12 protein-coding genes are annotated in these 15,127 nt (G+C 36.2%); 9 read left to right on the forward strand and 3 right to left on the reverse strand.

Features of this window, described 5'->3' with window-relative positions; translation table 11 throughout:
- The first annotated feature begins 11 nt into the window (after positions 1 to 11).
- The 7 genes from GHD00_RS12990 (at position 12) to GHD00_RS13020 (ending at position 8,061) form a co-directional block, all read left to right on the forward strand.
- A complete protein-coding gene (locus tag GHD00_RS12990; protein ID WP_163538601.1) occupies positions 12 to 854 on the forward strand; it encodes a carbohydrate ABC transporter permease in 843 nt (280 codons plus the stop codon).
- Between the two features lie 25 nt (positions 855 to 879).
- The gene (locus GHD00_RS12995) at positions 880 to 1,965 is read left to right on the forward strand and encodes an NAD(P)-dependent alcohol dehydrogenase (protein ID WP_163538602.1); all 1,086 of its coding nucleotides are present in this window, start codon (positions 880 to 882) and stop codon (positions 1,963 to 1,965) included.
- A gap of 1 nt (position 1,966) precedes the next feature.
- Positions 1,967 to 2,896, forward strand: coding sequence for a sugar phosphate isomerase/epimerase family protein (locus GHD00_RS13000; protein WP_163538603.1), 930 nt, complete (start codon positions 1,967 to 1,969; stop codon positions 2,894 to 2,896).
- Positions 2,896 to 3,453: a 6-phospho-3-hexuloisomerase gene (gene hxlB / locus GHD00_RS13005; protein ID WP_163538604.1), complete on the forward strand. Its 558-nt coding sequence runs from the start codon at positions 2,896 to 2,898 to the stop codon at positions 3,451 to 3,453. The genes GHD00_RS13000 and hxlB overlap by 1 nt, the downstream gene beginning before the upstream one ends.
- 18 nt (positions 3,454 to 3,471) lie before the next feature.
- Positions 3,472 to 4,473: a zinc-dependent alcohol dehydrogenase family protein gene (locus tag GHD00_RS13010; protein ID WP_163538605.1), complete on the forward strand. Its 1,002-nt coding sequence runs from the start codon at positions 3,472 to 3,474 to the stop codon at positions 4,471 to 4,473.
- 64 nt (positions 4,474 to 4,537) lie between these two features.
- The gene (locus GHD00_RS13015) at positions 4,538 to 6,652 is read left to right on the forward strand and encodes a BglG family transcription antiterminator (protein WP_163538606.1); all 2,115 of its coding nucleotides are present in this window, start codon (positions 4,538 to 4,540) and stop codon (positions 6,650 to 6,652) included.
- Positions 6,649 to 8,061 (forward strand): PTS transporter subunit EIIC, encoded by a 1,413-nt coding sequence (locus GHD00_RS13020; RefSeq protein ID WP_163538607.1) that lies wholly within the window; start codon positions 6,649 to 6,651, stop codon positions 8,059 to 8,061. Before GHD00_RS13015 ends, GHD00_RS13020 begins: the two co-directional genes overlap by 4 nt.
- A gap of 20 nt (positions 8,062 to 8,081) precedes the next feature.
- Here the strand turns inward: GHD00_RS13020 and GHD00_RS13025 are convergent, their stop codons facing one another.
- From GHD00_RS13025 to GHD00_RS13035, 3 genes are all read right to left on the reverse strand, one after another.
- Positions 8,082 to 10,529: a sensor domain-containing protein gene (locus GHD00_RS13025; protein WP_240468699.1), complete on the reverse strand. Its 2,448-nt coding sequence runs from the start codon at positions 10,527 to 10,529 to the stop codon at positions 8,082 to 8,084.
- Between the two features lie 247 nt (positions 10,530 to 10,776).
- A complete protein-coding gene (locus GHD00_RS13030) occupies positions 10,777 to 11,160 on the reverse strand; it encodes an SLAP domain-containing protein (protein WP_163538608.1) in 384 nt (127 codons plus the stop codon).
- A 64-nt stretch (positions 11,161 to 11,224) separates the two neighbouring features.
- Positions 11,225 to 11,809, reverse strand: a complete 585-nt coding sequence (locus GHD00_RS13035) for a TetR/AcrR family transcriptional regulator (RefSeq protein ID WP_163538609.1) — start codon at positions 11,807 to 11,809, stop codon at positions 11,225 to 11,227.
- A gap of 296 nt (positions 11,810 to 12,105) precedes the next feature.
- Here GHD00_RS13035 and GHD00_RS13040 point away from each other — a divergent pair, with 296 nt between their 5' ends.
- Positions 12,106 to 12,999, forward strand: a complete 894-nt coding sequence (locus GHD00_RS13040; protein WP_163538610.1) for an ABC transporter ATP-binding protein — start codon at positions 12,106 to 12,108, stop codon at positions 12,997 to 12,999.
- Between the two features lie 9 nt (positions 13,000 to 13,008).
- Positions 13,009 to 14,604, forward strand: a complete 1,596-nt coding sequence (locus tag GHD00_RS13045; RefSeq protein ID WP_163538611.1) for an ABC transporter permease — start codon at positions 13,009 to 13,011, stop codon at positions 14,602 to 14,604.
- Positions 14,605 to 15,127: the final 523 nt, after the last annotated feature.

Here is a 15,127-nt window from a genome sequence, read left to right on the forward strand (position 1 = left end):
GGACAATAAAAATGGCAAGGAAAAAACGAAATAATAAAAAGCTGTTAACACAAATGGCTTTATATTTCATTGTTTTTCTAGGTCTTACATGGGCGTTGGTACCAATCATTTGGATGGTTTTATCATCTTTAAAGACACAAGCAGGTATGTTTGCCATGCCGCCAAAAATCTTTTTTGAACCGAACTTTGACACATTTAAATATATGTTCTCAGAAGACGGTGGGTTTTTAAATTATCTTAGAAACAGTGTGGTAGCTTCTGTTACCTCCACCGTGATCTCACTCGTACTCGGGGCACTAGGTGGATATGCTTTAGCAAGAGGCAGGTTCAAACAAACGAAGCATATTGCATTTTGGATTATTAGTACAAGAATGGCCCCAATTCCGGCCGTGATGTTACCACTTTATTTGCTTTTCACACAATTAAATTTAGTTGGAACCATGACCGGTCTCATTTTTGCTTACACGACATTTAATTTACCATTTGCCTTATGGATGATGATGATCTTTTTTAAAGAAGTTCCAGAAGCACTTGAAGAAGCGGCTATGATTGATGGATGCAGTAAGTTTCAAGCCTTCTTGAAAATTGCTGTCCCAACGGCAACAACAGGTCTTGTAGCTACTGGCATCTTATGCTTAATGTTTGCATGGAACGACTTTATGTTTGCTTCTATTTTCTCAGGGCATAGTACACAAACGATACCCGTTGCTGCTTCGATGTTAATAACTCAACAAGGGATAGCTTGGGGGCAAGCGATGGCAACAGGTACAGTAATTATAACACCAATGGTTGTAGCAGGTTTAGCCGTAAGAAAATACCTAGTGCAAGGACTTTCGATGGGCGCTGTTAAATAAAACATTTTATTGAGGAGGAATTAGATTGACACATTTAACAGACATACCAAAAACAATGCAGGCTGCTGTCATGAATAAAACATTTGACATTGAAATAAAGGAATTACCTGTTCCGGAAATTGCAGAAGATGAAGTCTTAATTAAAGTAATGGCCGTTGGCATATGCGGTTCAGATATCCACTATTATGAGCATGGTAAAATTGGCCCATATGTAGTAGAAAAACCTATCATTTTAGGGCATGAATGTGCTGGATTTGTAGTGGAAAAGGGAGACAGAGTCACAGATTTAGAGATTGGAGATCGTGTTGCGATCGAGCCTGGTGTTACTTGTGGGAAGTGTAAGCATTGCAAAGCAGGCCGCTATAATTTATGTCCAAAGGTAGAATTTCTAGCAACTCCTCCAATTGATGGTGCATTTGTACAATACTTTAAGCATAGACAAGATTTCGTTTATAAAATTCCCGATCATTTAAGTTTTGAGGAAGGGGCGTTTAACGAACCTTTTTCAGTTGGTATCCATGCTGCAAACCGTACGAAATTAGAGCCAGGTTCTACTGTTGCAATCATGGGGATGGGGCCAGTAGGTTTAACAGCCGTAGCAGCAGTGAAAGCATTTGGAGCTAAAGAAGTAATCGTGACAGATTTAGCACCTATCAGACTAGAAGCAGCGAAAAAAATGGGAGCAGATCATGTAATTAATGTGTTAGAAGAAAATCCGGATGATAGAATACAAGAATTAACAAATGGAGAAGGCGTTGATGTTGCATTTGAAACAGCAGGTAATCCCAAAGCGCTGCAATCGGCATTAGCATCGGTTAAAAGAGGAGGTAAAATGGCGATTATTGGACTGCCGCCACAAAGTGACATTGCCATGAATGTTCCAGCGATTGCTGATAATGAAATTGATATTTCTGGTATTTTCCGATACGTAAACACTTATCCTAAGGGAATTGATTTTCTATCGTCTAAAATAGCGAATATGCATGACTTAATTACGGATCGCTTTGAATTAAAAGACACACAAGAAGCGATGGAAAAGGCTCGTACCAATAAAGAAGAAAGTATTAAGATTATGGTCTATCCCAATGGTTTTATTGGAGATGAGGATTAATATGACGATAGAGTTCGGTATTTCAACTGGTTTTGCGATTAAGCGCTGGGCTGACCCGAAGGAGTGGGCAAAAGTGGTAAAAGAGGAGCTGGGTTTAGAGCATGTACAATTCTCTTTTGATCAGTTTGACCCAAGAGCGAAGGAACAAAGTGTAGAATCTTATTGTTATCGTGTACAAAACGAATGTGAAAAACACGGTATAACCATTCAATCTACCTTTGCTGGACTTTCCATTTATGCACACAATCTATTATATCATCCCCTAGTAGAAGGTAGAATGGATGGTGCCGACTGGTTTGCACATGCTTTTCATATGACAAAATTATTAGGGGTACAAACAACAGGTGGCCCAATTGGCGGAATGGATGTTGCTACTTTTCACGATTCACAAAAAAGTGATTATGTGCAACAGCATAGTACAGAGTTACTGATTTACTTACTCACAATTGCCAAGCAAAAGTATGGAATAGAAGCATTTTACTGGGAGCCAACCCCAGTTGAGCGAGAGAGTACTTTAACGATAGAAGAAACCGAAAAATTTGTGGAGGATATTAATCAGAAGCTAAACGGTCGAGGGGCAAGACTTTCGCTTTGTTTTGATATAGGTCACACCACCAATCCGAAACTGGATGACAACAATCGAAATCCACTACATTGGATAGAGACATTGGATGATAAAATCGACATGATCCATTTGCAGCAAACAGATGGTTATTTGGATCGTCATTATCCATTTACAGAAAAATATAACCGGGATGGTATGATTCGTGGAGAAGAGGTATTACAAACAGTAAAGAAAAATACTACCGAACGTTTATACTTAGAAATAGGTCATGCCTTTGAAGAAGATGATCAACAGGTGTTAAATGATCTAATAGAAAGTGTGGAGTATTGGAAGAATACGATGAAAAGAATGGGGTGTTCTTACTGATGGTGAAGATGGATCAACGTGTTGAAATTGTAGATGAAGCAAAAAAAGCTTTTCTATCTGTTAATGAAAAAGATATAGAGGAGTTTGCAAAACATATTCAACAAGCAAGGAAAATTTTTATATATGGATTAGGCAGAGAGCGTCTTATGTTACAAGCCTTTGCAATGCGTTTGATGCATTTAGGTTTTGAGGTGCATATGGTAGGAGATGTGACGACACCCAAAATAACGGAAGAGGATTTATTTATTACGAGTTCTGGCACTGGATATTTATCAACTGTAAAAGCTCTTTTAAATGTTGTAAAAGAAAGCAAAGCAGAGGTTGTTTATATGACGGCAGATAAGGATTCTCCTCTTACTGAATTTGCATCACAAATGATTGTCATTCAAGCTCAAACAATGAAAGATGCTATTGATAGCCGCCAATCTCTTCAACCTATGGGGGCTGTGTTTGAGCAAGCTCAATTATTCTTGTTTGAATGGCTGATTATTTGGTTAAAAGATAAAGTTAACATTTCAGACGAAACAATGGAACAATATCATACGAATTTAGAGTAAAGGAGTGTTTGTTACAAAATGAAAGCGTTAGTCATAGAAAAACCATATGAAGCAAGTGTGAAAGAAGTTTCTTATCCCAATCCTGGTCATGGGGAAGTAACGATTAAGGTGGAGAATATAGGTGTTTGTGGTACAGATGTGCATATTTTCAAAGGTGAATTTCTATCTCCTTATCCGATTATTCCTGGTCATGAGTTCTCAGGTACAATATATGAAATAGGAGAAGGAGTTACTGCTTTTGAAAAGGGGGATCGTGTTACAGCAGACCCATCTTTATTTTGTGGTAAGTGTGAATACTGTTTAACAAACCGTGGTAATCATTGTCTGAATTGGGGAGCTTTAGGGAATACAGTGGATGGAAGTATGGCGGAATATGTTAAAGTTCCAGTAGATAATGTGATTAAAATTCCAGATACCATGAGTTTTCAAGAAGCGGCTTTTATCGAACCAATGGCTTGTGTGGTACATGGCATGAATCGGTTACAGCTCAATGTTGGGGACAGAGTATTGTTATTTGGTGCGGGTGCTATGGGTCAACAGCTCGTTCAATCCTTGAAGATGTCTGGGGCTTCTGAATTGGTTATTGTCGATATTGCACAGGAAAAATTGGACCTTGCATTAAAATGGGGAGCAACTAAAGGAGTATTAAGTGAAAACTTGGAATCAGAAATGAAAAATTATCCAAATGGTTTTGATGTTGTGGTAGATGCGACGGGAATTCCGTCAGTTATTGAAACAGCCATTGACTATTTAGGTCCATATGGGAAATATTTGCAATTCGGTGTAACACCAGACGATGCTAAAATTACGGTCAACCCCTTTAAACTCTATCATAAAGATTGGACATTACTTGGATCAATGGCGATAAACCATACTTTTTTACCTGCTTATCATTGGGTAAAGGAAGGTCGGATTCAGGTCAATCACCTGATTTCAAAAGAAATCTCTTTAGAGGATACGGTGAGTTTTCTCAAAGAGAGAAGAGATCCGAATTTATTGAAAGTACAAATTAAAATTTGATGAAAAGGTGATTTCTTTACCTCTCCTTGCTATGATAGATATATAGCAATAAGGAGGTCAACCTATGAATCTACCAACCTTTACACATAGGCAAAAGCTAGTGATTGAATTGTTATTTCATGCTGATCGTCTCATATCTTATCAAGAACTCGCAGAAGAGTTAAATGTAAGTAAACGAACAATTCAACGTGAAATGAATCAATTAAAGAAACAGTTAAAGCCATTCTATATAAAGATGAAAAGTAAAGCAGGTGCTGGAATAGAGCTTGTTGGAAATACAAATGATAAACAACAGCTTCAACAGTATCTAAATCAGCAAAAAATGAAATCGCATTATAGCATTACAGATAGAAGAGATGGAATAACTTACGATTTAATTGTCTCCAAGGAACCTATCAAACAATATGCATTAAGTAAACAATATGATGTAACAGAGGCAACCATTGCAACAGATCTGGAGTTTATAGATAAAAAGTTGCGCAAAGATGAAATCATTCTATTCAAAAGGCCAGGAATAGGTATTTATGTAAAAGCTTCTGAGCAGCAAAGAAGACATTACTTATCAAAATTACTCCATAAGGATGTTCCTTTTGAGGAATGGCTGCAATTATTTCATGGGGTAAATAAAGAAGATGGTGCAAGTTCGTTGATGGATAATATGATTTACACCCGATTATTAAAAATAGCTAGCAATAATGACATAAATACAATAGAACGTATCGTCCGTCAAACGCTTCAACAACATACAAACATTGAATTATCAGATAAAAATTATGTTAATTTAATTGTTCATATTCTGCTAACCGTAGAAAGAGTGAAAGCTGGTAATTTCGTGGAGGACAACAGTTTATCTTTTTCCCTGCAAGAAGATTTAGTTTTCTATCAATTAGCGGATCACATTGTAGAAAGCCTAGAAGAACAATTTGATATACCGATTCCTAAGATAGAAAAAGAATATATTGCTCTACATTTAGCTGGAGCCCGAGTATCTAAATCCAATTTAGTGACAACGAGTAATGAGGAACTCACATGGATTGAATTAACGGATTTATTTATTAACGAAACGGAAAGGCATCTGCAATCCTCTTTACAAGGAGATGAAGTATTACGTGAAGGCTTGATTGCTCATTTTGCTTCAGCTTTTAACCGGTTGAAATATGGATTACAAATTCATAATCCTATGATAGATAGGATAAAAACCAAATACCAAGACGTATTTAAATCATGCTCAAATGCATGTGCTTTTCTCGAGAAAAGATTAAATATTAATATTCCTGAAAGTGAAGTCGGTTACTTAACAATGCATGTAGGGGCATCTAAATTAAGAGAAGAAGAGGAAATGGTGCAGCATTATCATGTACTCGTTGTTTGTGCCAGCGGATTTGGCACATCAACCTACTTGGCTTCTAATATTAAAAAAGCTATGCCGCAATTAATAGTCAAAGAAATTGTATCATTGCATCAACTCCAATCGATGCCAGAAAATAGTTTAGATGTGGATTTTATTATTTCAACTATTTCCCTTTCAGAAGAAGTAAGCAGTCTTAAAGTAGTAGTTGTCAGCCCTTTTTTAACAGAAGAAGATAAAGAAAATATAAAAAAACATATGGTTCAGTTAGAAAAAAATACTTATCCCAAAACTAACACCAAAAGTAGTGTGAATATATTAGCAAGATATGGAGCAGCAATGGTTGAAATATTAGACCATTTATATATCACTCCTGTTACAGCAACTAAGAATGTTGGTTTGTCAGATTTTGTTAATTTGGTAGGGAACCATGCACTAGTCTGTAACAAAGATTTGTTAATAGACGATTTATCTTTTCGTGAGAAATTAGGTGGATTCGTTTTAGATGGTGTGGCCATGATTCATGCCAAAACAGATGGGGTAAAAGGCTTATTTGCAGGAGTTTTTTGTTTAGAAAAGCCAACGAATTGGGTGGATGACACTGGACAAGATCAATTTATTCAGACAGCCTTAATATTAGCAACTCCTAAAGATGTTACGACAGAGTATAAAAAAATGATTAGTGAAATTAGCGCTTCATTAGCAGATGAAGAATTTATTCAAGTTCTTCATTCGCGAAAGGATCCCTTAATAAGAGAAGTCATCGAATCTATATTATCAACCGCATATGAGAAAAGAGCTAGAGAGGTTATGAAAGGTTATCAAACATGAAAAAAATAGGACAAATAGTAAGTGCGATGATCGCTCAAAATATCCTAGTCATCATTTTAGTAGGGGTTATCCGTGAGATTTTCGGTGTGTATGGATGGTGGTATAATCATCAGATATTATTACTAGTTAACCCTATTTATAACACTTTACTACCTGTGCTCATCGCATATACTGGCGGAAGATTATTAAGTGGACAAAGAGGTGGAGTGGTAGCATCTGTTATTACATTTGCACTTACGCTTGCTAGTTCAGCCCCAGCTATTTTAGGGGCAATGGTGATAGGGCCTTTAGCAGGTTGGCTTGTCAAATATACAGATGATTATATAAAAAGGAGGCTGCCGCTTACAGGTTATGAATTATTAATAAGTAATATTATTCTAGCCGTTCCTACTATTATTCTTACGATTGTATCTTTTTTGTATATTGGTCAAATTTTCGCAACAGGGGTAGAATGGACGATTCAATTATTAGAAAATATTATCTATTCTCCTTATTTACCTCTAGCATCTTTGATAATAGAGCCAGCTAAAGTATTTTTCTTTAATAATATTTTGAATTATGGTGTTTTCGGTACTTTGGGTATTCATCAAGCAAAAGAATTAGGGAAATCCATCTTCTTTCTTTTAGAAGCTAACCCCGGGCCAGGATTAGGTGTACTATTAGCGTATTGGTTAAAGACAACTGGCGATAAGCAAAAAGGGGTAAAACTAGCTTCTTTTATTCATTTTTTTGGTGGGATTCATGAAGTATATTTTCCATATGTATTATTGACCCCTAAACTGCTCATCTCTGTGATGCTAGGTGGAATGACGGGCATATATTTTTTTCAGTATTTTCACGTTGGTTTAGCATCTATTGCCTCTCCTGGCAGTATTATCTTTTTTATTGGATTAGCACCTAGAGAGGATATGATTTATATTGTCATAGGTGTTTTGATGTCAGCCTTTGTTTCCTTTGTGACAAGTATATTCTTAATCAAAGATACGGAGTTCTCTCCATCTACAGATGATAATAGGAGTGCTGTGCTTGGATTCAATAGACTGCAGACAATGGATCGGATACCTTTGGATTCGGAGGATGAAGCAGATCCGCTTCTACGAAAAACAGTCGGTAATCCAAAGCCTCCCATAAATAAAATTGTTTTTGTATGTGAAGCAGGGCTAGGATCTAGTGCAATGGGAGCGAGACTTTTACAAAAGAAGTTGGATCAAGAAGGGTTGAGTATAGAGGTCGAAAATGCTTCTATTAGTGAAATACCAGAAGATGCAAATCTTATTATTTGCCATCAACAGTTAGAAAAAGGAGTTAAAGAGAATGCGAAAACAGAAAGGATAGTACCTCTCCAATCTTTTACGAACCGAGAAGTGTATGATCAACTCGTTTGTAATATAAAGGATGGTAAAATGTAAGACAGTAAGTACAAGCGTACTTACTGTCTTTTTTCTTCACAATCTCTAACCCAATTAGAAAAGTTGCCTGCCTCCATCGGTTTACTAAAATAATAGCCTTGTAGAATATCGCAATCGTGTTTTTTTAGAAACTCTACTTGCTCTTTAGTTTCTACGCCCTCCGCAATTAATTGCTTTTTTAAATGCTTACCTAATAAAATAATGGTAGAGACAATATCTTGGTCATCTGTACTGTTCGAGATGTCTTGAACAAAAGATTGGTCTATTTTTAAGTGATCAATTGGGAATCTTTTTAAATAGTTTAAAGAGCTGTAGCCTGTGCCAAAATCGTCCATCGCAATTTGGATGCCAAGGTTTTTTAATTCCTTTAAGATCATGATGGTTGTATCAGCATTCATGGCGATCGATTCGGTTATCTCCATTTTAATAGACTCAGGGTTAACCCCAGTTTTATCTATGATTTGGCGTATTTTTGGGACGAAGTCTGTTTGATAAAATTGTCGAATTGAAATATTAATGGATACTGTCAAATGAGTAAGTCCTTTTTTATGCCACTTGACTAGTTGGAAACATGCTTCTTCCAATACCCATTCACCGATATCCACAATTAACCCACTTTCCTCCGCTAGAGGGATAAAGGTTGTTGGTGGTATAGGACCATACTTTTTATTATTCCAGCGAAGCAGGGCCTCTGCTCCAAAAACTTGATCGTTCTTTGCGTCAATTAATGGTTGATACATGATATGAAATTCTTTCTCTTTAATAGCTTTTCTTAAATGAGACTCTAATTCTATATCGCTTCGTATGGTGTTTTCTAATGAATCTTCATAAAATTGGAAAGATCCGGTACCTCTATACTTCATATAATACATGGCATTATCTGCTTTTTTAATTAATGTTTTACAATCTATTCCGTCCTTCGGATAAAGGCTAACTCCAATACTTGGTGTTACGACAATGTCGATCCCGTTTAATTGATAGGGTAATGATAATGTCTGCTTAAGTTGATTCGCTATGTCTGTCGTTAATGATAAATTGGTATTTTCCAATAATATGGTGAATTCATCTCCGCCATATCGAAAAGGTGTCACTTTGGATGACGAGAACGAAGAAAGGCGCTTAGCAAGTTTTTTTAATAACAAATCCCCCATATTATGACCAAGAGAATCGTTAATCGCTTTAAAACGATTTAAATCAAGAAAGAATAAGGCAAACATCGAATCATTCTGTTTCGCCCTTTTAATGATTTGCTCCATCTCTTCATAAAAAAAGTGCTGATTTGGCAATCCTGTTGCATAGTCATGGTATGCCATATAGTTTAATTTCTCTTCAAATATTTTTTTCTCGCTGATGTCTTTTCCAATACAATGAACCCCGGTTACTTCTCCATCAATAATGATTGGAATCACGGTTACATGCAGATAAACTCGTTCTTTTTTTCTATTAAATATGCATGTTTCATATTGTATAGCTGTGCCATTACCTACTTTTTTATACTCATTGATTGTGAAGTCATGCAGTTCAGGGACAATATAAGGTAAAAAATGAGTTCCAGTTAATTCTTTCGCTTGATATCCCATTAATTCTTCTGTTGCTTTATTAACATCTATAAAATTTCCTTCTAAGTCTAAAGTTAAAACCATGTCAACATTATGGTCAAAAATAGAACGGTAGCGCTGCTCGTTCTCTTGTAATTGCTTGGACATTTCTTTCTCATTGGTGATATCCCTAGCAATACCAATGACTCCAGTAATATGATCATTTTTATGAATAGGAACAGCTGTTACATTTATTGAAACGATCTGTTTATTCTTATCTAAAACCCGGCTTTCGACTTGAACAGTGTCGTTATGTATGACTTGACGAAAGTATTGTTTTACTGAATCAATATCCTCGGGATAAACAATGTCAAGAAAATGCATATTTAAAAATTCACTTTTTTTATACCCTAACAACTGTTCCAAAGCAGGATTGGCGTTAGTAAAATATCCTTCACGATTCATCATAAAAATAATATCTGGATTATAGTCAAAAAGTGATATTAACTCTTTGTTGGTTTGTTCTAATAAATCCTCCGTTTTCCTTTTACAGGTAATATCATAAATGATATTAATAATGTAATGATGGTCATCAGACAATGGTAATCGTTGCGCCTTAACCATACTTGGAAATGTCCGACCCCTTTTCGTTACCTGTAAGGACTCAAATTCGCACATGTTACTTTCAACTATAGAATGGAAATCTAGGGATACTCGACTTAGATAATTTTCATCTACAAGGTCATATGGTGACATCTTTACTAATTCATTGCGGCTATATTCAGTTAGTGTCTCCGCTTGTTTATTTGCTTCGACTATTTGAAATGCATTGACATCTTTCATTTTTAATACAATAACCGCTTCTGGAATAGAATTTATAATAGAATATATATTATTGTTAGAAAGTGCTGAGTGAAAATGTGTCTTCACAAAATGCCCCCTTGAGTACAACGATGTATGTCTATTGAACTATAAAATTATTACCCTTTCATTATAACGGTAAACTTCGAATTTTTTGTCTGTTATTTTATGTATATTTTAGATGAAGAAATAATAGACAGAGATCTAATAAAAATTCATTCCCAAAGAAAGAATGGACTATTCGTCATTCTGCTGGGGAATGGGAATGAATGTGGGACAGGTATGCCAGACAAAGTGTTTGGCGATATATCTAGAGTTATCGAATTTTGATAGCTATAGAGTCTGTTTGAGAAGGAAAATCATCGTACGATCCCTCAGGGAAAATAAAGGTCCAAGGCATACTTGTATTAGCTTGTAATCTTAGACGCCCTTCTTGAAAGGAATGATGAGCTATTTCGAATTTATCGTAACAAATGCTGATTTCCATGTTGCTTAGATTAATGGATTGATCTGTAAAATTGTGAATCAGCATGGTTGCTAACAAATCTCTTCGATGATTAAGGGCAAAACGAATCGGGTACATATCTATGCTTTTTTGTTCTGGATTTGAACTGGTCTTTTTAAATAGCTGCTGGATTTGTAATTTATCGTTCGCACTAATCGTATATTCCCACTTTTTTTCAAAAACTAATCTTTGCATATATACACCTCTTACTTTCAAATTGTCCAGTTACTAGTTAATGTCGTCTGTAATCAAAAATAACTTATTTTCTTTTACCTATTATGCCATAAAAGAAGATATTCAAAATATCTTCTGTAAGAGGTAATAAGTATTTTGCTACTTCCTTTTTTTGTGTATAATCTTTTAACATTTGAATATAAAACATGATGGCTTCTTCTGAAAGATCAGGATAAATAAATCCTTTTTCTTTTCCTTCATTGATTAATTGTTGAAAAAAAGGGATCGATTTTTCTTGATACATTTTTTCTAGGTAGGATGATCCATCTTTAAAATCGGTCATGATGTAATCATAAACCTCCTCATGTATGTGTTGTGCGATATCCTTTTGATTAAAAATAATTTTTTCTATCTTCTCTGAAAACGAAATGTTGCTGTCTAATATATCTTGGTATTCTTGATAGGATTTTTCAATATAGTTGATGACTGCTTGTTGTATAAGGTTATCCTTACTATCAAAATAGTTGTAGATCGTGACTTGAGATACATTTGCTTTTTCTGCAATCTCAGCAATAGACACTTTTTTTATACCGTATTTTAAAAAAAGTTGAAAGGTAGCTTCTAATATATTTTTCTTTTTCCATTCTCTTCTTCGTTGAAAACCATCCATAATGTTCACCTCTTCTTTATCACGGTGAACAATGGTCCGTAAGACCACCACTTCAAGACTTAGCATAATGAAAGAAGTAGAAGTGGGGGGAACGGACGCTAGCACCCTGATAAGTTTCGCTAACCATCAGTGGGGCTGAAGAAAACCCGCACATGGAGGTCTTTCTTTATTTTAAGAGAAATTTTGAAATATAACAATAAATTAATTTCAAAAAATATTGATTTCCAATATAAACCTGTATATTATGAAATATATAACTTTAAATATTTCAAAAATTGTTAAAGGAGGTTTTAATCATGAGCATTGTTCAAGTAAATAATCTCCAGAAAAGGTTTGGATCATTCACTGCTTTGAATGGGGTTGATTTAGAAGTGAAACAGGGGGAAGTGTTTGGATTTATTGGCCCTAACGGGGCAGGGAAGTCTACAACAATTCGTATTTTGTTAGGAATACTGCAAGCAACATCAGGTTCTGCTACCATTTTTGGAAAAGATGTTTGGAAGAATGCGGTGGAGATTCACAAACAGGTTGCTTATGTGCCAGGTGATGTTCACCTATGGGAAAACCTAACCGGTGGGGAAGTGATTGATGTCTTTTTGAAATTAAGAGGAAAAATCAATCAAGATAAACGCAAAGAAATGATGGAACGGTTTCAACTTGATCCGCGCAAAAAATGTGGAACGTATTCAAAAGGGAACAGACAAAAAGTCGCATTAATTGCTGCTTTTGCCTCGGACGCTGATTTATTTATTTTGGATGAACCGACTTCGGGACTTGACCCTTTGATGGAACAAGTTTTCCAAGAAAGTGTGTTGGAAGCAAAAGAACAAGGGAAAAGTATTTTGTTATCCAGTCATATTTTATCAGAAGTGGAAAAGCTTTGTGATAGAGTTGGGATTATCCGACAAGGAGAAATGATTGAAACAGGAACATTGGATGAGCTACGACACTTAACACGTACTAATCTCAAAGTAGTAACTAAAGAACCAATAGAGGATTTATCCAGATTACGTGGTGTGCATGATGTAAAGACGGAAGACAGGGAATATTCCTTTCAAGTAGATGGCGAGCATTTATCTGAAGTGATGGCGTTCATTACCCGTTTTGAAGTGCAAAAGTTAGAGAGTGTGCCGCCTACTTTAGAAGACTTATTTATGCGTCATTATAAAAATGAACAGGTTTGGGAATGAGGTGATCACATGTTATTTTTCCAATTGAATCGTCTTCTAGCTTTAAAATGGAGACAGAACCGTTTATCAAATCTCATTTGGTCTGTTTCATTAGTTGCGATCACGCTTTTAACTGCGGTATCTATTACGGGATTGTATCAAACTGATCAAGAACGGCAAGCAGTTGCAGAGACAATGAAAAACCCCGCAATGATAGCGATGGTTGGTCCTGTTTATGGATCAGATCATTATACAAATGGTGCTATGATGGCACATGAGATGTTATTATTTACGGCGATAGTATTTGCTATTATGAGTATTTTAATGGTAACAAAACTAACGAGAACAGAAGAAGAGGATGGCAAGTTAGAGTTAATCAGATCATTGCCAGTTGGCCGGTTAGCCCCATTAACCACAGCCTTTATAATGGTTAGTGTTTTAAATGTTGTGATTGGATTACTAATTGGTTTGGGATTAATTTCCTTAAATTTGGAAGGAATGGGTGTTGAAGGATCTTTATTATATGGATTGACATTGGCAAGTACAGGATTAATTTTTATCGCTATTACAGCCGTTTTTGCTCAACTAACGGAAACAGCACGTGGAGCTCTTGGTTTCACTTTTTCGTTTATGCTTATTGCCTATTTCATGCGTGCTATTGGAGATGTGAGCAGTGAGGCAATAAGCCTCATGTCGCCGTTAGGTTTAGTGTTAAGAACAGAAGTCTATGTCTCCAATCATTGGTGGCCAGTATTTACCTCAATCATTATATACTTAGCTCTGTTATTTCTTGCGTTCTTTTTAAATAATATTCGTGATGTCGGTGCAGGATTTTTGACATCCAAACCTGGTAAGCAAAAAGCTTCTATATTTTTGCGTTCTACGATAGGACTTCATTTAAGGCTGCAGCGAACGGCTATGATATCATGGATGATTGGAATGTTTGCATTAGGCATTTCTTATGGCTCTGTGTTCGGAGATTTAGAGTCTTTTATTGAAAATAATGATATGCTGAAACAGATGTTTGGAAATAACCCTGAATATACTTTAACGGAACAATTTGTTACGAAGTTGATGGTGGTATTAACGATCATCGCAACAGTACCAGCACTTTTATTTTTTTTGAAAATAAGAGGAGAAGAAAAGAAACAGCGTACTGAGAATTTGTTGACACGAAGTATATCAAGGTTCTATTTGCTTGCTGTTAATTTTACGATAGGAATCATAACGGCAGCGGCAGCCTTGTTTTTAGCCATATATGGACTTTGGGTTAGTGCGGCTGCAGTAATGGAGGATGCAATTCCTCTTAGCAATTTATTAAAAGCAGGCATGGCATATTTACCTGCGATGTGGCTGCTAGTGGTTATCGCAACCTTGTTATTTGGCTGCTTGCCAAGATGGACTCCGTTGGTTTGGGCCTATTTAGTCTTTTCTTTTTTTACCGTTTATTTAGGAGGATTACTAGATTTACCAGAATGGATTTCCAATATCTCCAGCTTTGCTCATATCCCTCAGCTCCCAGTTGATGAATTTATCTGGATGCCAATTATTATTTTAATGATCCTTAATTTGATTGGTGCTGTAATTGGATTTGTCGGATATCGCAAAAGAGATAGTTTAGGATAAAACTGTTTTATAAAAAGAATGCTGCCTTTTAAAACAAACCTTTTTGCGTAATATCTATATAATACGCAGTAACTTTAGCATGACTTTCTGCCATACTGCCCAAGCTGAGTGCAAAGAATCGCTTCGGCAAGATACTTCGCTTTCCGCGGACACGGCCTCAGCCAGGGGACTACTTGAAATAACATCTGTGCTCCCTTGCACCGAGGAAGCCTACTACGAAGCTTTACTAGAAGACACAGGTGCATCCTGCGGGGTCTTCGGACACGTGTTGTTTCCGCAGGAGTCTACGTATCTTGCCTACGCTATTAGTGAGGTTCTAATTTTTGAAAGAATAAAACTTGTGAAATCAGTTTTCCATGGAGCTCCTCTCACTCAAATAGAAAATCACAAAAAGCTGCGGAAAAATGCGACACTCCTGGGGGAACAGCGCGAGCTGAAGATCCCGCAGGCAGCGGATTTCTGCCGAGGAAGCTGAAGCCGTGCCGCGTGCCTAGCAAGCCGTTCATTGCTAATTGGTGAAAGT

It is taken from the genome of Gracilibacillus sp. YIM 98692, from assembly GCF_010993965.1.
Lineage (GTDB): Bacteria > Bacillota > Bacilli > Bacillales > Amphibacillaceae > Gracilibacillus.

Excerpts from the sequence above, each read along its gene's own strand:
- GHD00_RS12990 (WP_163538601.1), top strand. The coding sequence starts at position 12 with ATGGCAAGGAAAAAACGAAATAATAAAAAGCTGTTAACACAAATGGCT.
- GHD00_RS13000 (WP_163538603.1), top strand. The coding sequence starts at position 1,967 with ATGACGATAGAGTTCGGTATTTCAACTGGTTTTGCGATTAAGCGCTGG.
- hxlB (WP_163538604.1), top strand. The coding sequence starts at position 2,896 with ATGGTGAAGATGGATCAACGTGTTGAAATTGTAGATGAAGCAAAAAAA.
- GHD00_RS13010 (WP_163538605.1), top strand. The coding sequence starts at position 3,472 with ATGAAAGCGTTAGTCATAGAAAAACCATATGAAGCAAGTGTGAAAGAA.
- GHD00_RS13015 (WP_163538606.1), top strand. The coding sequence starts at position 4,538 with ATGAATCTACCAACCTTTACACATAGGCAAAAGCTAGTGATTGAATTG.
- GHD00_RS13020 (WP_163538607.1), top strand. The coding sequence starts at position 6,649 with ATGAAAAAAATAGGACAAATAGTAAGTGCGATGATCGCTCAAAATATC.
- GHD00_RS13030 (WP_163538608.1), bottom strand. The coding sequence starts at position 11,160 with ATGCAAAGATTAGTTTTTGAAAAAAAGTGGGAATATACGATTAGTGCG.
- GHD00_RS13035 (WP_163538609.1), bottom strand. The coding sequence starts at position 11,809 with ATGGATGGTTTTCAACGAAGAAGAGAATGGAAAAAGAAAAATATATTA.
- GHD00_RS13040 (WP_163538610.1), top strand. The coding sequence starts at position 12,106 with ATGAGCATTGTTCAAGTAAATAATCTCCAGAAAAGGTTTGGATCATTC.
- GHD00_RS13045 (WP_163538611.1), top strand. The coding sequence starts at position 13,009 with ATGTTATTTTTCCAATTGAATCGTCTTCTAGCTTTAAAATGGAGACAG.